The sequence below is a fragment of the Actinacidiphila sp. bgisy160 genome, assembly GCF_965342435.1.
GTDB lineage: Bacteria > Actinomycetota > Actinomycetes > Streptomycetales > Streptomycetaceae > Actinacidiphila.
Map to the genome: position 1 here is coordinate 181919 of NZ_CBDRCM010000007.1, position 20630 is coordinate 202548.

At 73.2% G+C, this 20630-nt stretch carries 18 protein-coding genes; 17 read left to right on the forward strand and 1 reads right to left on the reverse strand.

What is annotated here, in order from left to right:
- Window positions 1-86: 86 nt before the first annotated feature.
- The 14 genes from ACRWNP_RS09560 (at window position 87) to ACRWNP_RS09625 (ending at window position 16681) form a co-directional block, all read left to right on the forward strand.
- Window positions 87-1064 (forward strand): aspartate carbamoyltransferase catalytic subunit, encoded by a 978-nt coding sequence (locus ACRWNP_RS09560; RefSeq protein ID WP_431960610.1) that lies wholly within the window; start codon window positions 87-89, stop codon window positions 1062-1064.
- Window positions 1061-2359 carry a dihydroorotase gene (locus ACRWNP_RS09565; RefSeq protein ID WP_431960611.1) on the forward strand — a complete coding sequence of 433 codons (1299 nt, stop codon included), beginning with the start codon at window positions 1061-1063 and terminating at the stop codon, window positions 2357-2359. Before ACRWNP_RS09560 ends, ACRWNP_RS09565 begins: the two co-directional genes overlap by 4 nt.
- Window positions 2356-2922: a hypothetical protein gene (locus ACRWNP_RS09570; protein ID WP_431960612.1), complete on the forward strand. Its 567-nt coding sequence runs from the start codon at window positions 2356-2358 to the stop codon at window positions 2920-2922. Before ACRWNP_RS09565 ends, ACRWNP_RS09570 begins: the two co-directional genes overlap by 4 nt.
- Window positions 2919-4058, forward strand: coding sequence for a glutamine-hydrolyzing carbamoyl-phosphate synthase small subunit (gene carA / locus ACRWNP_RS09575; protein WP_431960613.1), 1140 nt, complete (start codon window positions 2919-2921; stop codon window positions 4056-4058). Before ACRWNP_RS09570 ends, carA begins: the two co-directional genes overlap by 4 nt.
- Window positions 4051-7362 carry a carbamoyl-phosphate synthase large subunit gene (gene carB / locus ACRWNP_RS09580; protein WP_431960614.1) on the forward strand — a complete coding sequence of 1104 codons (3312 nt, stop codon included), beginning with the start codon at window positions 4051-4053 and terminating at the stop codon, window positions 7360-7362. Before carA ends, carB begins: the two co-directional genes overlap by 8 nt.
- Before the next feature lie 75 nt (window positions 7363-7437).
- Window positions 7438-8553 (forward strand): quinone-dependent dihydroorotate dehydrogenase, encoded by a 1116-nt coding sequence (locus ACRWNP_RS09585; protein ID WP_431960616.1) that lies wholly within the window; start codon window positions 7438-7440, stop codon window positions 8551-8553.
- Window positions 8550-9383 (forward strand): orotidine-5'-phosphate decarboxylase, encoded by an 834-nt coding sequence (gene pyrF / locus ACRWNP_RS09590; protein WP_431960618.1) that lies wholly within the window; start codon window positions 8550-8552, stop codon window positions 9381-9383. The genes ACRWNP_RS09585 and pyrF overlap by 4 nt, the downstream gene beginning before the upstream one ends.
- A 224-nt stretch (window positions 9384-9607) precedes the next feature.
- On the forward strand, window positions 9608-9931 hold the full coding sequence (locus ACRWNP_RS09595; RefSeq protein ID WP_018564176.1) for an integration host factor: 324 nt from the start codon (window positions 9608-9610) through the stop codon (window positions 9929-9931).
- A 38-nt stretch (window positions 9932-9969) separates the two neighbouring features.
- On the forward strand, window positions 9970-10527 hold the full coding sequence (gmk, locus tag ACRWNP_RS09600) for a guanylate kinase (RefSeq protein WP_431960619.1): 558 nt from the start codon (window positions 9970-9972) through the stop codon (window positions 10525-10527).
- Window positions 10528-10558: 31 nt separating this feature from the next.
- A complete protein-coding gene (gene rpoZ / locus ACRWNP_RS09605; RefSeq protein WP_030610454.1) occupies window positions 10559-10831 on the forward strand; it encodes a DNA-directed RNA polymerase subunit omega in 273 nt (90 codons plus the stop codon).
- Between the two features lie 103 nt (window positions 10832-10934).
- Window positions 10935-12143, forward strand: coding sequence for a bifunctional phosphopantothenoylcysteine decarboxylase/phosphopantothenate--cysteine ligase CoaBC (gene coaBC / locus ACRWNP_RS09610; RefSeq protein ID WP_431960621.1), 1209 nt, complete (start codon window positions 10935-10937; stop codon window positions 12141-12143).
- Between the two features lie 204 nt (window positions 12144-12347).
- The gene (gene metK / locus ACRWNP_RS09615) at window positions 12348-13556 is read left to right on the forward strand and encodes a methionine adenosyltransferase (protein ID WP_431960622.1); all 1209 of its coding nucleotides are present in this window, start codon (window positions 12348-12350) and stop codon (window positions 13554-13556) included.
- A 392-nt stretch (window positions 13557-13948) separates the two neighbouring features.
- Window positions 13949-16096, forward strand: a complete 2148-nt coding sequence (locus ACRWNP_RS09620; protein WP_431960623.1) for a primosomal protein N' — start codon at window positions 13949-13951, stop codon at window positions 16094-16096.
- 81 nt (window positions 16097-16177) lie between these two features.
- Window positions 16178-16681, forward strand: coding sequence for a GNAT family N-acetyltransferase (locus ACRWNP_RS09625; RefSeq protein WP_431960624.1), 504 nt, complete (start codon window positions 16178-16180; stop codon window positions 16679-16681).
- A gap of 115 nt (window positions 16682-16796) precedes the next feature.
- On the opposite strand, the gene ACRWNP_RS09630 is transcribed toward ACRWNP_RS09625, so the two are convergent.
- Window positions 16797-17297, reverse strand: a complete 501-nt coding sequence (locus ACRWNP_RS09630) for a hypothetical protein (protein ID WP_431960625.1) — start codon at window positions 17295-17297, stop codon at window positions 16797-16799.
- 186 nt (window positions 17298-17483) lie between these two features.
- Between ACRWNP_RS09630 and def the strand changes: the two genes are divergently transcribed.
- From def to ACRWNP_RS09645, 3 genes are all read left to right on the forward strand, one after another.
- A complete protein-coding gene (gene def / locus ACRWNP_RS09635; protein WP_431960626.1) occupies window positions 17484-18029 on the forward strand; it encodes a peptide deformylase in 546 nt (181 codons plus the stop codon).
- 32 nt (window positions 18030-18061) lie between these two features.
- On the forward strand, window positions 18062-18994 hold the full coding sequence (fmt, locus tag ACRWNP_RS09640; RefSeq protein WP_431960628.1) for a methionyl-tRNA formyltransferase: 933 nt from the start codon (window positions 18062-18064) through the stop codon (window positions 18992-18994).
- Between the two features lie 78 nt (window positions 18995-19072).
- Window positions 19073-20569, forward strand: coding sequence for an RsmB/NOP family class I SAM-dependent RNA methyltransferase (locus ACRWNP_RS09645; RefSeq protein ID WP_431960629.1), 1497 nt, complete (start codon window positions 19073-19075; stop codon window positions 20567-20569).
- Window positions 20570-20630 lie beyond the last annotated feature (61 nt).

Genomic DNA, 20630 nt, shown 5'->3' on the forward strand with positions numbered 1-20630 from the left:
CGCCCGTCCCCGCCCCCCGGCCTGCCCGGGAGACGTGGCGTGCCGCCACCCAGTCCGCCCCCGCACGCATCCTTCGGAGTGACCCGATGAAGCGCCACCTGATCTCGGCCGCCGACCTCACCCGCGACGACGCCCTCCTCGTGCTCGACACGGCGGAGGAGATGGCCCGCGTCGCAGACCGCCCCATCAAGAAGCTGCCGACCCTGCGCGGCCGCACGGTCGTCAACCTGTTCTTCGAGGACTCGACCCGCACGCGCATCTCCTTCGAGGCCGCCGCCAAGCGCCTGTCGGCCGACGTCATCAACTTCTCAGCCAAGGGCTCCTCGGTGTCCAAGGGCGAGTCCCTCAAGGACACCGCCCTCACCCTGGAGGCCATGGGCGCCGACGCCGTCGTCATCCGCCACCACATGTCCGGCGCCCCGCACCGGCTGGCGTACTCCGACTGGATCGGCGGCAGTGTCGTCAACGCCGGCGACGGCACCCACGAGCACCCCACGCAGGCCCTGCTGGACGCCTTCACCATGCGCCGCCACCTGTCCGGCCCCGGCCGCGACCTGGCCGGCCGCCGCATCACGATCGTCGGCGACGTGCTGCACAGCCGGGTGGCCCGCTCCAATGTGCTGCTGCTGGGCGCGCTCGGCGCCGAGGTCACCTTGGTGGCGCCGCCCACCCTGCTGCCCATCGGGGTCGAGAACTGGCCCTGCGAGGTCTCCTACGACCTGGACGCGGTGCTCGCCAAGTCCGACGGCGTGATGATGCTGCGCGTCCAGCGCGAGCGCATGAACGCCGCCTTCTTCCCCACCGAGCGCGAGTACTCGCGCCGCTACGGTCTGGACGGCCTCCGCATGGCCGCGCTGCCCGAGCACGCCATCGTCATGCACCCCGGCCCGATGAACCGAGGCATGGAGATCACCGCCGAGGTCGCCGATTCGCCGCGCTGCACCGCCGTCGAGCAGGTGAAGAACGGCGTCAGCATCCGCATGGCCGTCCTGTACCTGCTGCTCGGCGGCGCCGAGCCCGCCGTCTCCGCCCCCGCCCGCACCGAGGAGAACAACCAAGCATGAGCGCGACCCCGAAGACGCTGATCCGCGGCGCGAGGATCCTCGGCGGCGAGCCGCGGGACGTCCTGATCGACGGCGAGACCATCGCCGAGGTCGGCCAGGACCTGACCACCCCCGAGGGCACCACGGTGGTGGAGGCCGAGGGCAAGGTCCTCCTGCCGGGCCTGGTCGACCTCCACACCCACCTGCGCGAGCCCGGCCGCGAGGACTCCGAGACCGTTCTCACCGGCACCCGGTCCGCCGCCGCGGGCGGGTACACCGCCGTCCACGCGATGGCCAACACCTTCCCCGTCGCAGACACCGCCGGCGTGGTCGAGCAGGTGTGGCGCCTCGGCCGCGAGCACGGCTACTGCGACGTCCAGCCGGTCGGCGCCGTCACCGTGGGCCTGGAGGGCAGGAAGCTCGCCGAGCTCGGCGCGATGGCCGACTCCGCCGCAGGTGTGCGGGTCTTCTCCGACGACGGCAAGTGCGTCGACGACGCCGTGATCATGCGCCGCGCCCTGGAGTACGTGAAGGCCTTCGACGGCGTCGTCGCCCAGCACGCCCAGGAGCCCCGGCTGACCGAGGGCGCCCAGATGAACGAGGGCGTCGTCTCCGGCGAGCTGGGCCTGACCGGCTGGCCGGCCGTCGCCGAGGAGTCGATCATCGCCCGCGACGTGCTGCTCGCCGCCCACGTCGGCTCCCGCGTGCACATCTGCCACCTGTCCACGGCCGGCTCGGTCGAGATCGTCCGCTGGGCCAAGTCCAAGGGCTGGGACGTCACCGCCGAGGTCACCCCGCACCACCTGCTCCTCACCGACGAGCTGGTGCGCACCTACAACCCGGTCTACAAGGTCAATCCGCCGCTGCGCACGGAGGCCGACGTCATGGCGCTGCGCGAGGCGCTCGCCGACGGCACGATCGACTGCGTCGCCACCGACCACGCCCCGCACCCGCACGAGGACAAGGACTGCGAGTGGGGCGCGGCGGCCATGGGCATGATCGGCCTGGAGACCGCGCTGTCGGTCGTCCAGCACGCCATGGTGGACACCGGCCTGCTCGACTGGGCGGGCGTCGCCGACCGGATGTCGTTCCGGCCCGCGGCGATCGGCCGCCTCTCCGGCCACGGACGGCCCGTCTCGGCTGGTGAGCCCGCGAACCTCACGCTGGTCGATCCGGCATACCGTGGTGAGGTGAATCCCGCGGGCTTCGCCTCCCGCAGCCGCAACACCCCCTACGAGGGTCTGGAGCTGCCGGGCCAGGTGTTCGCCACCTTCCTGCGGGGCAAGGCGACGGTCATGGACGGGAAGCTCTCGTGACACCTCTGGTACTCATCGCGGCGGAGGGGAAGCACTCCGCCGAGGTCACCGACTGGTCGGCCCGCATCGGCTGGGTCGTCGGGCTGCTGCTGTTCATCGCCCTCGTCTACTGGCTGATGCGCCAGGGCTGGAAGTGGCGCGGCACCCTCCAGAGCGACCTGCCCGCCCTCCCCACCGCCCCCGAGGAGCCCGGCGAGCCCCGGCTCGCGACGATGAGTGGCCGCTACCACGGCAGCACCACCGCCGGTCAGTGGCTGGACCGCATCGTCGCCCACGGGCTGGGCGTGCGCAGCCGGGCCGAGCTCACCCTCACCGACCTGGGGCTGGACGTCGAGCGCACCGGCGCGCCGAGCTTCTTCGTCCCCGCCGCAGACCTGCGCGGCGCCCGGCTCGACAAGGGAATCGCCGGCAAGGTCCTCACCGAGGGCGGCCTGCTGGTGGTCACCTGGGCGCACGGCGACCGGCTGATCGACTCCGGCTTCCGCTCGGACCACGCCGCCGAGCACGCCGCGTGGGTCGAGGCCCTGAACACTCTCACGCACGACCAGGAAGGCGCACGATGACGACCTCCGCCCAGCGGCCCGCGAGGGTCCCTGCCGTACTCGTCCTGGAGGACGGCCGCACCTTCCGCGGCCGGGCCTACGGGGCCATGGGGGAGACTTTCGGCGAGGCCGTCTTCTCCACCGGCATGACCGGCTACCAGGAGACCCTGACGGACCCGTCGTACCACCGCCAGGTCGTCGTCATGACCGCCCCACACGTCGGCAACACCGGCGTCAACGACGAGGACCCGGAGTCCTCCCGCATCTGGGTGGCCGGCTACGTCGTCCGCGACCCCGCCCGCGTGCCGTCCAACTGGCGCTCCCGCCGCACCCTGGACGAGGAGCTGACCCGCCAGGGCGTCGTCGGCATCAGCGGCATCGACACCCGGGCGCTGACCCGTCACCTGCGCGAGCGCGGCGCGATGCGGGTCGGCATCTTCTCCGGCGACAAGGCGCAGGCCGACGAGGCCACGCTCCTTGCCGCGGTGCAGGCCAGCCCCCAGATGAAGGGCGCCGACCTGTCCGCCGAGGTCGCCACCGAGCAGCCGTACGTCGTCCCGGCGATCGGTGAGAAGAAGTTCACCGTCGCCGCGATCGACCTCGGCATCAAGGGGATGACCCCGCAGCGCATGGCCGAGCGCGGCATCGAGGTGCACGTGCTGCCCGCCGGCGCCACCCTGGACGAGGTATACGCGGTCAACCCCGACGGCGTCTTCCTCTCCAACGGCCCCGGCGACCCGGCCACCGCCGACCTGACCGTCATCCAGGGCGTCCTGGAGCGCAGGACGCCGCTGTTCGGCATCTGCTTCGGCAACCAGCTGCTCGGCCGCGCCGTCGGCTTCGGCACCTACAAGCTGAAGTACGGCCACCGCGGCATCAACCAGCCGGTGCAGGACCGTTCCACCGGCAAGGTCGAGGTCACCGCCCACAACCACGGCTTCGCCGTGGACGCGCCGCTCGACCAGGTCACCGACACCCCGTACGGGCGGGCCGAGGTCTCCCACGTGTGCCTCAACGACAACGTGGTCGAGGGCCTGCGGCTGCTCGACACCCCCGCCTTCAGCGTCCAGTACCACCCCGAGGCCGCCGCAGGTCCGCACGACGCCGCGTACCTGTTCGACCGCTTCGTGAAGCTCATGGAGGGCCAGCGTGCCTAAGCGCACCGATATCCAGTCCGTCCTGGTCATCGGCTCCGGCCCGATCGTCATCGGCCAGGCCGCCGAGTTCGACTACTCCGGCACCCAGGCATGCCGCGTGCTGCGCGCCGAAGGCCTGCGCGTGGTCCTGGTCAACTCCAACCCGGCCACGATCATGACCGACCCGGAGATCGCCGACGCCACCTATGTCGAGCCGATCACCCCCGAGTTCGTCGAGAAGATCATCGCCAAGGAGCGCCCCGACGCGCTCCTGCCCACCCTGGGCGGCCAGACCGCGCTCAACACCGCGATCTCGCTGCACAAGGCCGGCGTCCTCGACAAGTACGGGGTCGAGCTGATCGGCGCGAACGTCGAGGCCATCAACAAGGGCGAGGACCGCGACCTGTTCAAGGAGGTCGTCGAGGCGGTCAACGCCAAGATCGGTCACGGCGAGTCCGCGCGCTCGGTCATCTGCCACACCATGGACGAGGTCATCGCGGGTGTCGACACACTCGGCGGCTATCCCGTCGTCGTCCGCCCCTCCTTCACCATGGGCGGCGCCGGCTCCGGCTTCGCCCACGACGAGGAGGAGCTGCGCCGCATCGCCGGCCAGGGCCTGACGCTCTCGCCGACCACCGAGGTGCTCCTGGAGGAGTCCATCCTCGGCTGGAAGGAGTACGAGCTGGAGCTGATGCGCGACAAGCACGACAACGTCGTGGTCGTCTGCTCCATCGAGAACTTCGACCCCATGGGCGTGCACACCGGCGACTCCATCACCGTCGCGCCCGCGATGACGCTGACCGACCGTGAGTACCAGATCCTGCGCGACATCGGCATCGCCGTCATCCGCGAGGTCGGCGTCGACACCGGTGGCTGCAACATCCAGTTCGCGGTCAACCCCGAGGACGGCCGGGTCATCGTCATCGAGATGAACCCGCGCGTCTCCCGCTCCTCCGCGCTCGCCTCCAAGGCGACCGGCTTTCCGATCGCCAAGATCGCCGCCAAACTCGCCGTCGGCTACACCCTCGACGAGATCCCCAACGACATCACCGAGCAGACCCCGGCCTCCTTCGAGCCGACGCTCGACTACGTCGTCGTCAAGGTGCCGCGCTTCGCCTTCGAGAAGTTCCCGGTCGCCGACGCCACCCTCACCACCACCATGAAGTCGGTCGGCGAGGCCATGGCCATCGGCCGCAACTTCCCCGAGGCGCTGCAGAAGGCGCTGCGTTCCCTGGAGAAGAAGGGCAGCCAGTTCGCCTTCACCGGCGACCCGGGCGACAAGGGAGAACTGCTGCTCGCGGCCCGGCGCCCCACCGACGGCCGCATCAACACCGTCATGGAGGCGATCCGGGCCGGCGCCACCCCGCAGGAGGTCTTCGAGTCCACGAAGATCGACCCCTGGTTCGTCGACCAGCTCTTCCTGATCAAGGAGATCGCCGACGAGCTCGCGGCCGCCGACAAGCTCGACCCCGAGCTGCTCGCCGAGGCCAAGCGGTACGGCTTCTCCGACGCCCAGCTCGCCGCGATCCGCGGCCTGCGCGAGGACGTCGTCCGCGAGGTCCGGCACGCGCTTGGGGTCCGGCCGGTGTACAAGACGGTCGACACCTGCGCCGCCGAGTTCGCCGCCCGCACCCCGTACTTCTACTCGTCCTACGACGAGGAGAGCGAGGTCGCGCCGCGCGAGAAGCCCGCGGTGATCATCCTGGGCTCCGGCCCGAACCGCATCGGCCAGGGCATCGAGTTCGACTACTCGTGCGTCCACGCCTCCTTCGCGCTGAGCGACGCGGGCTACGAGACCGTCATGGTCAACTGCAACCCGGAGACCGTCTCCACCGACTACGACACCTCCGACCGGCTCTACTTCGAGCCGCTCACCCTGGAGGACGTCCTGGAGATCGTCCACGCCGAGCAGCAGGCCGGCCCCGTTGCGGGCGTCGTCGTCCAGCTCGGCGGCCAGACCCCGCTCGGCCTCGCCCAGGCCCTGAAGGACAACGGGGTGCCCGTCGTCGGCACCTCGCCCGAGGCCATCCACCTCGCCGAGGACCGCGGCGCCTTCGGCCGCGTCCTGGCCCGGGCGGGCCTGCCCGCCCCCAAGCACGGCACGGCCACCACCTTCGAGGAGGCCAAGGCCATCGCCGACGAGATCGGCTACCCGGTCCTCGTCCGGCCCTCCTATGTGCTCGGCGGACGCGGCATGGAGATCGTCTACGACGAGACCCGCCTCGCCTCGTACATCGCCGAGTCCACCGAGATCGGCCCGGACCGCCCGGTGCTGGTCGACCGATTCCTCGACGACGCCATCGAGATCGACGTCGACGCGCTCTACGACGGCCACGAGCTCTACCTCGGCGGCGTCATGGAGCACATCGAGGAGGCCGGCATCCACTCCGGCGACTCCGCGTGCGCCCTGCCGCCGATCACCCTCGGCGGCCACGACGTCAAGCGGCTGCGCGCCTCCACCGAGGCCATCGCCAAGGGCGTCGGCGTCCAGGGTCTGATCAACATCCAGTTCGCCCTGGCCGGGGACATCCTCTACGTGCTGGAGGCCAACCCGCGCGCCTCCCGCACCGTCCCCTTCACCTCCAAGGCGACGGCTGTCCCGCTGGCCAAGGCGGCGGCCCGCATCTCGCTCGGCGCCACCATCGCCGAGCTGCGCGCCGAGGGCCTGCTCCCGGCCCACGGCGACGGCGGCACCCTGCCGCTGGACGCGCCGATCTCCGTCAAGGAGGCCGTGCTCCCCTGGAGCCGCTTCCGCGACGTGCACGGCCGGGGCGTCGACACCGTCCTCGGCCCGGAGATGCGCTCCACCGGCGAGGTCATGGGCATCGACTCGGTCTTCGGCACGGCGTACGCCAAGTCGCAGGCCGCCGCCTACGGCGCGCTGCCGACCAAGGGCCGCGCCTTCGTCTCGGTCGCCAACCGCGACAAGCGCGCGCTGATCTTCCCGGCCCGCGCGCTGGTCGAGCACGGCTTCGAGCTGCTGGCCACCTCCGGCACCGCCGAGGTGCTGAGGCGCAACGGCATCGGGGCCACCGTGGTGCGCAAGAAGAGCGAGGGCACCGGCCCCAACGGTGAGCCCACCATCATCGAGCTCATCCACGAGGGCGCCATCGACCTCATCGTCAACACCCCGTTCGGCACCGGCGGCCGCCTCGACGGCTACGACATCCGCACCGCGGCCGTCGCCCGCGGCGTGCCGTGCCTGACGACGGTGCAGGCGCTCGCCGCCGCCGTCCAGGGCGTCGACGCGCTGGGCCGCGGCGACGTCGGGGTCCGCTCACTGCAGGAACACGCGCAGCACCTGACCGCCGCCCGCGAGGCGTAGGCGAAGGAGGGGGACACCGGACCGGTGTCCCCCTCTTCACGAGTCCCCGCCCCGTCGACCGCCGGAAGGCCCCGCATGTACTCCGTCCTGTTCAACCTGTTCTTCAAACGCCTCGACCCCGAGCGGGCCCATCACCTCGCCTTCGGCTGGATCCGGCTCGCCGCCCGAATCCCGGTCCTGCGCACCTTCGCCGCCGCGCTGCTCGCGCCGCGGTACCCCGTACTGCGCACCGAGGCACTGGGCCGCCGGATGCACGGCCCCTTCGGGCTCGCCGCCGGCTTCGACAAGAACGCCGTCGGCATCGACGGGCTCACCATGCTCGGCTTCGACCACGTCGAGATCGGCACCGTCACCGCCCAGCCGCAGCCGGGCAACCCCGGACAGCGGCTCTTCCGCCTTGTCGCCGACCGCGCCCTGATCAACCGCATGGGCTTCAACAACGAGGGCTCGGCCGCGGTCGCCGCGCGCCTGGCCGACCGCAAGGCGGTCTTCCCGACCACGGTCGGCGTCAACATCGGCAAGACCAAGGTCGTCCCGGAGGAGGAGGCGGTCGCCGACTACGTCACCTCCACCGAGCGGCTCGCCCGCCACGCCGACTACCTCGTCGTCAACGTCTCCTCGCCCAACACTCCCGGACTGCGGAACCTGCAGGCCGTCGACCACCTCCGTCCACTGCTCAGCGCCGTGCGCGCGGCCGCCGACCGCACCGTCACCGGCCGCCGCGTCCCGCTCCTGGTCAAGATCGCCCCCGACCTCGCCGACGAGGACGTGGACGCCGTCGCCGACCTCGCTCTCGAACTCGGCCTGGACGGCATCATCGCCACCAACACCACCATCGCCCGCGACGGCCTCGGCCTGCGCTCGGACGCCGACCTGGTCAAGGAGACCGGCGGGCTGTCCGGCGCCCCCCTCAAGGAACGCTCCCTGGAGGTGCTGCGCCGCCTGTACGCCCGCGTCGGCGACCGCGTCACCCTCGTCGGGGTGGGCGGGGTCGAGACCGCCGCGGACGTCTGGCAGCGCATCCTGGCCGGTGCCACCCTCGTCCAGGGCTACAGCGCCTTCGTCTACCGGGGTCCCTTCTGGTGCCGCACGATCCACCGGGACCTCGCCGCGCTGCTGCAGGCCAGCCCGTACGACACCCTCGCCGACGCCGTCGGCGCCGAGACCCGGAAGGCAGCCACCCCGCGATGAACCCCGAGCCCTTCGGCGCCCGGTTGCGCCGCGCCATGGACACCCGTGGGCCGCTCTGCGTCGGCATCGACCCGCACTCCTCCCTGCTGACCGCCTGGGGGCTGCAGGACGACGTCGCCGGCCTGGAGCGCTTCACCCGCACCGTAGTGGAGGCGCTGGCCGACCGGGTCGCCGTCCTCAAGCCGCAGAGCGCCTTCTTCGAGCGGTTCGGCTCGCGCGGCATCGCGGTCCTGGAGACGGCCGTCGCCGAGGCGCGTGCGGCCGGCGCCCTGGTGCTGATGGACGCCAAGCGCGGCGACATCGGCTCCACCATGGCCGCGTACGCCGCCACCTACCTGGACCCCGCCTCGCCGCTGTTCTCGGACGCGGTCACCCTCAGCCCGTACCTGGGGTTCGGCTCGCTGCGCCCCGCCCTGGACGCCGCCCGGGCGAGCGGCAGCGGCGTCTTCGTGCTCGTCCTGACCTCCAATCCGGAGGGCGCGGAGGTGCAGCGGTCAACCGCGGCGAGCGGCGCGTCCCTCGCCCAGGTGATGCTGAACCACATCGCGGCGGAGAACGAGGGCGACCTGCCGCTGGGATCGGTCGGCGCGGTCGTGGGCGCGACGCTCGATCAGGCGGGTGTGGACCTGGCCGTCAACGGGCCCCTCCTGGCCCCCGGCATCGGCGCCCAGGGCGCCACGGCGGCCGACCTCCCCAGGGTGTTCGGGGGTGCCGTGCGCAACGTCGTGCCGAGCGTCAGCAGGGGTGTGCTGAGGCTCGGACCGTCCGTCCCGGCGCTGCGCGAAGCGGCCGAAAGGGAGGTCGCGCAGCTGGCCTCGGTCGTCAAGTAGCGGTCAAGACGTCCGGAAACCTGCGCAGATTTGTCCCAAAAGTCCTGGTCGGTTGACGCTGACCAGGACTTTTCTTCTTGTTTGCGCTGACTGTGGCCGCTGGGGCCGCTAGTCTCCGACGAGAGCGCGCAAGGTGCGCGTTTCACGTTGCCCCTGCAGGTGGGGGGCGACTAGGTTCCACACCGGTCCGTATCCGACAGTTCTACTTCCGAGGTGACGTAGGCGTGGCTCTTCCGCCCCTTACCCCTGAACAGCGCGCTGCCGCGCTCGAGAAGGCCGCCGCGGCTCGCCGGGAGCGCGCCGAGGTCAAGAATCGGCTCAAGCACTCCGGCGCCTCGCTGCACGAGGTCATCAAGCAGGGCCAGGAGAACGACGTCATCGGCAAGATGAAGGTCTCCGCCCTCCTGGAGTCCCTGCCCGGCGTGGGCAAGGTCCGCGCCAAGCAGATCATGGAGCGGCTCGGCATCTCCGAGAGCCGCCGGGTCCGTGGGCTCGGCTCCAACCAGATCGCTTCCCTCGAGCGCGAGTTCGGCAGCCCCGCTGCCTGACGTTCCCAGCACCCTCCGGGAACCGGGATAATCGCTCCATGAGTGAACGTCCGCGGCTGACCGTGCTCTCCGGCCCCTCGGGGGTCGGCAAGAGCACGGTCGTCGCTCATATGCGCACAGTCCACCCCGAGGTGTGGCTCTCCGTCTCGGCCACCACCCGCAAGCCCCGCCCCGGTGAGAAGCACGGGGTGCACTACTACTTCGTCGAGAACGACGAGTTCGACAAGCTCGTCGCCAACGGCGAACTGCTGGAGTGGGCCGAGTTCGCGGGGAACCGGTACGGCACGCCTCGCCAGGCGGTGCTGGAGCGCCTGGAGGCCGGCGAGCCGGTCCTGCTGGAGATCGACCTGCAGGGCGCCCGCCAGGTCCGGGAGTCGATGCCCGAGGCGCGGCTGGTCTTCCTCGCACCGCCGAGCTGGGACGAGCTGGTCCGCCGGCTCACCGGCCGGGGCACCGAGGCCCCCGAGGTCATCGAGCGCCGCCTGGGGGCCGCGCGGGTCGAGCTGGCGGCCGAGCCGGAGTTCGACACCACCCTGGTGAACACCTCCGTCGAGGACGTCGCCCGCGAGCTGCTAGCCTTGATGGCTGTAGTCTGATCTTTTTGCACACCCAATCGGAAGGTAGAGCGTGTCCTCTTCCATCACCACGCCCGAGGGCATCATCAACCCGCCGATCGACGAGCTGCTCGAGGCCACCGACTCGAAGTACAGCCTCGTGATCTACGCGGCCAAGCGTGCCCGTCAGATCAACGCCTACTACTCGCAGCTCGGCGAGGGCCTGCTCGAGTACGTCGGCCCGCTCGTGGACACCCACGTGCACGAGAAGCCGCTGTCGATCGCGCTGCGCGAGATCAACGCGGGTCTGCTGACCTCCGAGGCCGTCGAGGGCCCGGCTCAGTAACCGCGCCCACGCGTCACACCACGGGCCCGGCGGCACGACCGCCGGGCCCGTGGTGTGTCATGGGTAGTACGCACCACGGTCCAACACAGCGCGGGAGAGGTCGATGGGGAAGCCACAGGTCGTCCTGGGCGTGAGCGGCGGGATCGCCGCCTACAAGGCGTGCGAGCTGCTGCGCCGGTTCACGGAGTCGGGCCACGAGGTACGCGTCGTGCCCACGGCCTCGGCGCTGCACTTCGTCGGTGAGGCCACCTGGTCGGCGCTGTCGGGCAACCCCGTCTCGACCGAGGTGTGGGAGAGCGTCCACGAGGTGCCGCACGTGCGCATCGGGCAGGGCGCCGACCTCGTCGTGGTCGCCCCGGCCACCGCCGACGTGCTCGCCAAGGCCGCCCATGGGCTCGCCGACGACCTGCTCACCAACACCCTGCTCACCGCGCGCTGTCCCGTGGTGTTCGCGCCCGCGATGCACACCGAGATGTGGGAGCACGCCGCCACCCAGGAGAACGTGGCGACGCTGCGCCGCCGCGGCGCCATCGTCCTCGAGCCCGCGGTCGGCCGCCTCACCGGGGTCGACACCGGCAAGGGCCGGCTGCCCGAACCCGCCGAGATCTTCGAGGCCTGCCGCCGTGTGCTGCTGCGCGGACCCCGCGCGCTGGAGAACGACCTGGCCGGACGCCACGTCGTCATCAGCGCCGGCGGCACCCGCGAGCCCCTCGACCCCGTCCGCTACCTGGGGAACCGCTCCTCCGGCAAGCAGGGCTACGCCCTGGCGCGCACGGCCCTGGCGCGGGGCGCCCGGGTCACCCTGGTCTCCGCCAACACCGGCCTCGCCGACCCGGCGGGGGCGGACGTGGTGCGCGTGGGCACGGCGGTGCAGCTGCGCGAGGCCGTACTGAAGGCCGCGTCCGGCGCCGACGTGGTGGTGATGGCGGCCGCCGTCGCGGACTTCCGTCCGGCCCGGTACGCCGAGGGCAAGATCAAGAAGAAGGACGGCGAGGAGCCCGCGCCGCTGGAGCTGGTGCGCAACCCCGACGTCCTCGCCGAGCTGTCAGCCGAACGGCCGCACCCCGCCCAAATCGTCGTGGGCTTCGCCGCCGAGACCGACGACGTCCTGGCCAACGGTCGCGCCAAGCTCGCCCGCAAGGGCTGCGACCTGCTGGTCGTCAACGAGGTGGGGGACCACAAGGCCTTCGGGTCCGAGGAGAACGAGGCCGTGGTGCTCGGCGCCGACGGCAGTGAGACCGCCGTGCCGTACGGGCCCAAGGAGGCGCTGGCCGAGCAGGTCTGGGATCTGGTCGCGGCCCGTCTGACCTGACGACACTTCAAGGCGGTACGTGTGCGCTACTGGCGTTCCGTCCCGAGGTGATGCACAGTGTCGCAGGTCACGGCATATCCAAGGTGCGAGATGCCGTGTCCCTGTGCATGAGCCGGACGATAAACTGACCCATGGCCCGCCGGGCGCAGCCCCGCGCGAGCCGCCAATGATCAGCCAGCAGCCGCTGCAACCCCAGGGAGCGATGTGTCCCGCCGCCTGTTCACCTCGGAGTCCGTGACCGAGGGCCACCCCGACAAGATCGCTGACCAGATCAGCGACACGATCCTCGACGCCCTGCTCAAGGAGGACCCCTCCTCGCGCGTCGCCGTCGAGACGTTGATCACCACCGGTCTGGTGCACGTCGCCGGAGAGGTCACCACCAAGGGGTACGCGGACATCGCGACCCTGGTGCGGAACAAGATCCTCGACATCGGCTACGACTCGTCGAAGAAGGGCTTCGACGGCGCTTCCTGCGGTGTCTCGGTCTCCATCGGTGCGCAGTCCCCGGACATCGCGCAGGGTGTCGACACGGCCTACGAGAGCCGGGTCGAGGGCGACGACGACGAGCTCGACCGGCAGGGCGCGGGCGACCAGGGTCTGATGTTCGGCTACGCCTGCGACGAGACCCCCGAGCTGATGCCGCTCCCGATCACGCTGGCGCACCGGCTCTCCCGGCGGCTCACCGAGGTCCGCAAGAACGGGACCATCCCCTACCTGCGGCCCGACGGCAAGACCCAGGTCACCATCGAGTACAACGACGACAAGGCCGTGCGCCTCGACACCGTCGTCGTCTCCTCGCAGCACGCCAGCGACATCGACCTCGAGTCGCTGCTCGCCCCCGACATCCGTGAGTTCGTCGTGGAGCCGGAGCTGAAGGCGCTGCTCGACGACGGCATCAAGATCGACACGGATGGGTACCGGTTGCTGGTCAACCCCACCGGACGCTTCGAGATCGGCGGCCCGATGGGTGACGCCGGCCTCACCGGCCGCAAGATCATCATCGACACCTACGGCGGTATGGCCCGCCACGGCGGCGGCGCCTTCTCCGGCAAGGACCCGTCCAAGGTGGACCGCTCCGCCGCCTACGCCATGCGCTGGGTCGCCAAGAACGTCGTCGCCGCGGGCCTCGCCTCGCGCTGCGAGGTCCAGGTCGCCTATGCGATCGGCAAGGCCGAGCCCGTCGGCCTGTTCGTGGAGACCTTCGGCACCCACACCGTGGACCACGAGAAGATCGAGCAGGCCATCGGCCGGGTCTTCGACCTCCGCCCGGCCGCGATCATCCGCGACCTCGACCTCCTGCGGCCGATCTACGCGCAGACCGCGGCCTACGGCCACTTCGGCCGCGAGCTGCCGGACTTCACCTGGGAGCGCACCGACCGTGTCGAGGCGCTGCGCCAGGCGGCCGGCCTCTAGGCCTCGCGCCCGCACAGCCGGCGACGGCCCCGGACCCCCGGTCCGGGGCCGTCGGCGTGCGTGGACGCGGCATCGGGGCGCCAGCAGCGTCGCAAGGCGGCGGCCGTCCGGATGCCGACGCAGCGCCGACGCGTCCGCCCGCATCCCCTACTCGGCCGGCTCACCCATCCGCCGCGACGGCACCAGCGCCTCCGCGCCAGGCCGGCCAGCTCCTGACCCAGGATCTCCGACACCACGGCGCATGGCTCGGCCTGCGGCGGCAGCGGCACCTGGTACCGACGGCCTCGACGGGGCTCCACGCAGTGTCCGCCGTGGGCAGGAGGGCGTGCGCCGCCCCGTGCCCGGGCCCGGGGCGGGGCCGGCTGTCCGAGGCGTCTGGTAACACTGAGGCTGTGAGCAGCGAGGACGACCGGCAGGTGTCCCCGGCGGCGGAGCCGCACGGGGGAGAGCAGCTCGCGCTCATCCGGGAGGCGGTGCGCAAGGCCAACGAGCCCCGTGCCAAGCCGCGCACCTGGCGGGGCGCGGCGCTGGCCGAAGGGCTCCCCGTGGCCCGCGTCCTGGTCGACAAGGGCCTCCTCCACCTGGACCAGTACTTCGACTACGCGGTTCCCGCCGCCATGGACGCCGACGCGCAGCCCGGCGTGCGCGTCCGCGTGCGGTTCGGCGGCCGGGTGGGAAAGGGCGGCCGCCGCGAGGGCGGGGAGCTGCACGACGGCTTCATCGTCGACCGGCTGACCGAGAGCGACTACCGCGGCCCCCTCGCTCCGCTCGCCCAGGTCCTGTCGCCCGAGAAGGTGCTGACCCCCGGCCTGCTCCGGCTGTGCCGGGCCGTCGCCGACCGCTACGCGGGCGCCCTCGCCGACATCGTGCAGCTCGCGGTGCCGCCGCGCCGGGCCAAGGTCGAGGCGGAGCCGGTACGGGATCCGCTGCCGGCGCCCCGGGCGCCCGAGCCCGGGCCCTGGCGGCGCTATCCGACCGGGCCGGCGTTCCTGCAGGCGCTGGCCCGCGGGGACACCCCGCGGGCGGTGTGGACGGCGCTGCCCGGGCCGTACTGGCCCGAGGAGATCGCCCGCGCCATGGCGGCGGCGCTCGCGTCGGGGCGCGGGGCGCTGGCCGTCCTGCCGGACGGCCGCGCCGCCGCTCGCGTCGACGAGGCCCTGACCGCGATCGTCGGCGAGGGCCGCCATGTGCTGCTGACCGCCGACGCCGGGCCGGAGGAGCGCTACCGCCGCTGGCTCGGGGTGAGCCGGGGCAGCGTACGCGCCGTCGTCGGCACCCGGGCCGCGATGTTCGCGCCGGTGGCGGACCTCGGGCTGACCGTGCTCTGGGACGACGGCGACTCCAGCCACGCCGAGCAGCACGCACCGCAGCCGCACGCCCGGGACGTCCTGCTGCTGCGGGCCGCCGAGGAGCGGACGGGCTTCCTGCTCGGCGGCCTCACCTGCACCGTGGAGGGCGCGCAGCTGGTCGACACCCAGTGGGCGCTCCCACTGACCGCACCGCGCGAGCGGGTACGCGCGGCCGCGCCCCTGGTCCGTACCGTCGGAGAGGGCGACGAGGCGCGGGACGCCGCCGCGCGGGCGGCACGGCTGCCGTCGGTTGCGTGGCAGGTGACGCGGGACGCGCTGCAGCGCGGTCCGGTGCTGGTGCAGGTGCCCCGGCGGGGCTATGTGCCGCGGCTGGCCTGCGAGCGCTGCCGCGAGCCCGCCCGGTGCGCGCACTGCGCGGGGCCGCTGCAGCTCGGCGACGGGGAGAGCGCGCCGCACTGCGGCTGGTGCGGGCGGCCCGAGGCGGCCTGGCACTGCAAGGAGTGCGGCGGCTTCCGGCTGCGCGCCCAGGTCGTCGGTGCCCGGCGCACCGCCGACGAACTGGGGCGGGCCTTCCCCAAGGTGCCGGTCCGGACCTCCGGGCGCGACGGCGTGCTGGCCTCGGTGCCGGGTGCCCCCGCGCTGGTGATCTCGACCCCTGGCGCGGAACCCGTCGCCGACGGCGGCTACGCGGCGGCCTTGCTGCTGGACGGCTGGGCCCTGCTGGGCCGCCCGGACCTGCGGGCGGGGGAGGAGACCCTGCGCCGATGGGCCGCCGCGGCGGCGCTGGTGCGCCCGGCCGGCGAGGGCGGCACGGTGGTCGTCCTCGCGGAGCCCACGCTGCGACCCGTACAGGCACTCGTGCGCTGGGACCCGGTCGGCCACGCCGTGCGCGAGCTTGCCGAACGGGCCGAACTGGGCTTCCCCCCGGTCTCCCGGATGGCCGCGGTCAGCGGTCGCCCCGCCGCCGTGGCCGACCTGCTGGCCACGGTCCGGCTCCCGGAGGGCACCGACGTACTCGGCCCGGTGCCACTGCCGATCACCGACCCCGCTCGGCCCCGCCGCTCCGGGGACACCCCGCCCGGGGAGCGATGGGAGCGCGTGCTGCTGCGCGTGCCGCCGGGCAACGGCGCCGCCCTGGCGGCCGCGCTGAAGTCCGCGCAGACCGCCCGCATCGCCCGCAAGGAGCCCGATCCGGTCCGGGTCCGTATCGACCCGCCCGACATCGGCTAGCCGGCGACCGGGAGAACGGGGGAACGGGGGAACGGAGTGAATGGGGAAAGGCGCTTGACGCACCGGCCTATGGTTCCGGTTATGACCAGCACGCTCCGTCTGGAGAAGATCACCCCTGACAACGTCGACGCCGCGATCGCCCTCAAGGTGCGTCCCGACCAGGAACACCTGGTGGCGCCAGTCGTGAAGTCCCTCGCCGAGGCGTACGCCCACGGGGAGACGGCCTGGCCCCGGCTGATCCTCGACGGCGACCGGATCGTCGGCTTCCTCATGGCCTTCTTCGACATCGACTTCGCGGCCGGCGGAAGCGGCACCGACCTCCGCTCGGGCCTGTGGCGCCTCGCCGTCGCGGCGGGTGAACAGGGCCGCGGCTACGGCAGGTTCGCCGTCGAGTCGGTGGCGGAGGAGATCCGGCGCCGCGGCGGCACCCGCCTCACGACCACCTGGCATCCCGGCGAGGGCGGCCCGGAACGCTTCTACCTGGGGCTCGGCTTCCGGCCGACGGGGGAGTCCAGCGGCGGCCAGACCGTGGGGGAGCTGGAACTGGATCTGGGGCGGCTGCCCGCGGAGCCCCGGCGGCCCTGACCGCGGTGTGCCCGTACCGGTGCCCGTACCCGTGTGCGCCCGTACGCGCCCGCCCCGGCGGCCGTCCTGTCGGCGTGGCGGGCGGCGGGGCGGGCGTGCCCGGGGAGCCGCAGGATCAGCCCGTGCGCGGGGAGGGGACCGCGCCGGGGACGGCCTCCTCGCGGGCGGTGGGGGCGGCGTGCGCGGGCATCGCGCGGGCCGCGGGCACGGAGGGCACGACGGCCGGGGGCTCGGCGTGCACCTCTGCCGCGGCCGCTCCGGACGGCGCGGAGCGCCGGTTGCCGTACCGCCGGTGGACGGCCTGCTTGGTGACGCCCAGCGCGGAGCCGACGGCGTCCCAGCTGAAGCCCAGGGAGCGGTCGAACTCGACGGCGGCGGTCACCAGGGTCTCGACGCTGTCCCGCAGCTCCTGGGCGAGCCGGACGGTCGGGGCGGGGGCGCGGCCGTAGACCACGAATCCCGCGGACGGCCCGCCCCGGCGAGGACGGTAGACATTGCCCAGCTGGGTGGTGAGGGTGCGCAGCGCGTCGACCTGTCGGCGGACCCGCTCGATGTCCCGCACCAGCAGGTGAAGGCTCGCCCTGGCCTGGGCGTCATGAGTTGCGTGTTCGGGCATCAACTGGCCTCTCGAACCGGCTCTTGTGGGTCAAACTCCTTTGACCAACGCGCCAGACTCCCGTGGAGTCACGCATAAGGGGCGCATCGAACCCTCTGGGGGGCGTGCGCAAGGGTGCGCGCCCCCACTCCAGCGGCCCATAGACTGGGGCGGTTGCCCTGTCACCGTCCGACCACGGAGCCACGCGTGTCCATCCAGCCGATCCGCCTCTTCGGCGACCCCGTGCTGCGCATGAAGGCGCAGCCCGTGACCGTCTTCGACAAGGAGCTGCGCACCCTCGTCAAGGACCTCGAGGAGACCATGAGGAACGCCCCCGGCGCCGGCCTGGCGGCCCCTCAGATCGGCGTCTCGCTGCGGGTGTTCACCTACCACGTCGACGGCGAGCTGGGCCATCTGGTCAACCCCGACCTCAGCCTGAGCGAGGAGGAGCAGGACGGCCCCGAGGGCTGCCTGTCCCTGCCCGGGCTGCGCTTCGACACCAAGCGGGCCCACGGCGTCGTCGCCCGGGGCTTCAACATGCACGGCGACCCGGTGACCATCGAGGGCACCCGGCTGCTCGCCCGCTGCATCCAGCACGAGACCGACCACCTCGACGGCATCATCTTCATCGACCGCCTCGACCGCGAGCAGCGCAAGGCCGCGATGAAGGCGATACGCGAGGCCGAGTGGGCCGGTCAGGCCGCGCCCCAGGTCCGCGTCTCCCCGCACAGCACGTTCGGCCGCGCACTGTAGAGCCGCGCACTGCAGAAAGGCACCCCGCACGCATGAGGCTCGTCTTCGCCGGCACCCCCGAGGTCGCCGTTCCCGCCCTCGACGCCCTGATCGCCTCCGGCCGGCACGAGGTCGTCGCCGTCGTCACCCGTCCGGACGCCACGGCGGGGCGCGGGCGCAGGCTCGTCGCCAGCCCGGTGGCCCAGCGCGCGGAGGAGGCCGGCATCGAGGTCCTCAAGCCCGCCAGGCCCCGTGACGAGGACTTCCTCGCCCGGCTCCGCGAGATCGCCCCCGACTGCTGCCCGGTCGTCGCCTACGGAGCGCTGCTGCCCCGCGTCGCCCTCGACGTGCCCGCCCGCGGCTGGGTCAACCTGCACTTCTCCCTGCTGCCCGCCTGGCGCGGCGCTGCCCCGGTGCAGCACGCCGTCATGGCGGGCGACGAGGTCACCGGGGCCGCGACCTTCCTCATCGAGGAGGGCCTGGACTCCGGGCCGGTGTACGGCGTCGTCACCGAGGACGTCCGCCCCCGCGACACCAGCGGCGACCTGCTCACCCGGCTCTCGCACAGCGGGGCGAAGCTGCTCGCCGCCACCATGGACGGCATCGAGGACGGCACGCTGGTCGCCCGGCCGCAGCCCGCCGAGGGCGTCAGCCTGGCCCCCAAGATCACCGTCGACGACGCCCGCGTCGACTGGAACGCCCCGGCGCTGCGCGTGGACCGGGTGATCCGCGGCTGCACCCCGGCGCCCGGCGCCTGGACCCTGTTCGGCGGCGAACGCCTCAAGGTCGGCCCCGTCACCCTGCTGCCCGAGCGCACCGACCTGGCGCCCGGCGTGCTGGAGGTCACCAAGCGCGCCGTGTACGTGGGCACCGGCAGCCACGCCGTGGAGCTCGGCGAGGTGCGCCCGCAGGGCAAGAAGCCGATGCCCGCCGCCGACTGGGCGCGCGGCGTCCGCGTCCCCTCCGGCGAACGGCTCGGCGCCTGACCGCGCCTTCCACGTACGCTCGAAGCGGGGCGCCACCGCGCCCCGCCGTACCACCGACACTCCCGGAGCACCTTCCACGTGAGCGAACCGTCACGCCGCCGACCGCGCCCCGCCACCCGCGGGGGGCACCACCAGGGAGGGCCCCCGCAGGGCGGCCGGCCCTACCGCAAGCCCCAGCGCGACCCCGTGCGCATCCTGGCGTTCGAGGCGCTGCGGGCCGTCGACGAGCGCGACGCCTACGCCAACCTCGTCCTGCCGTCGCTGCTGCGCGAGGCCGAGACCGAGGCGGCGCGCAAGGGCCGCGAGTTCGACCGGCGCGACGCCGCCCTCGCCACGGAGCTGGTCTACGGCACCCTGCGCCGCCAGGGCACGTACGACGCCGTCATCGCCGCCTGCGTCGACCGGCCGCTGCGGGAGGTCGACCCGCCCGTGCTGGACGTGCTGTCGCTCGGTGCCCACCAGCTGCTGGGCACCCGCATCCCCACCCACGCCGCCGTCTCCGCCACCGTCGAGCTGGCGCGCGTGGTCCTCGGCGACGGCCGGGCGAAGTTCGTCAACGCGGTCCTGCGCCGGATCGCGGCGCAGGACCTGGACGCCTGGCTGGACGAGGTGGCGCCGCCCTACGACGAGGACCCCGAGGACCACCTCGCCGTCGTCCACTCGCACCCGCGCTGGATCGTCTCGGCCCTGTGGGACGCCCTCGGCGGGGGCCGCGCGGGCATGGAGGAGCTGCTCGCGGCCGACAACGAGCGCCCCGAGGTCACCCTCGTCGCGCGCCCCGGCCGCGTCACCCCGCAGGACCTCGCCGCCGCGCTCCCCGCGGACGCCACCCTCCCCGGCCGCTGGTCGCCCTACGCCGTCCGGCTCGCCGAGGGCGGCGACCCCGCGTCCATCGAGGCCGTCCGCGAGGGACGCGCCGGCGTCCAGGACGAGGGCAGCCAACTCGTCGCCGCCGCCCTGGCCGCGGCCCCGCTGGGCGACGGCCCCGACCGGCTCTGGCTGGACGGCTGCGCCGGCCCCGGCGGCAAGGCGGCCCTGCTCGGCGCCCTCGCCGCGGAGCGCGGGGCTGCCCTGATCGCCTCCGAGAAGCAGCCGCACCGGGCCCGGCTCGTCGCCCGCGCCCTGGCGGGCAACCCCGGGCCGTACGGGGTGATCGTCGCCGACGGCACCCGCCCCGCCTGGCGTCCCGGCGCCTTCGACCGCGTCCTGGTCGATGTGCCCTGCACCGGTCTCGGCGCCCTGCGCCGCCGTCCCGAGGCGCGCTGGCGCCGGCGCGCCGAGGACGTCCCGGGCTTCGCGCCCCTGCAGCGCGGCCTCCTGGAGTCCGCCCTGAGCGCGGTGCGCGTCGGGGGGGTCGTCGGCTACGCGACCTGTTCCCCGCACCCGGCCGAGACCCGTGCGGTCGTGGAGGACGTCCTGGGCCGCCCGGGCGCCGTACCGGCCGAATGGGTGGACGCCCGCCCCCTCATGCCCGGGGTCCCCGGCCTCGGCGACGGCCCCGACGTCCAGCTCTGGCCCCACCTGCACGGCACCGACGCGATGTACCTCGCCGTGCTGCGCCGCACCGGGGAATGACCGCGCGGGTGCGGCCCGGACGTCCGGGCCGCACCCACGCGGCGGAGGTGCGGCTGGCGGG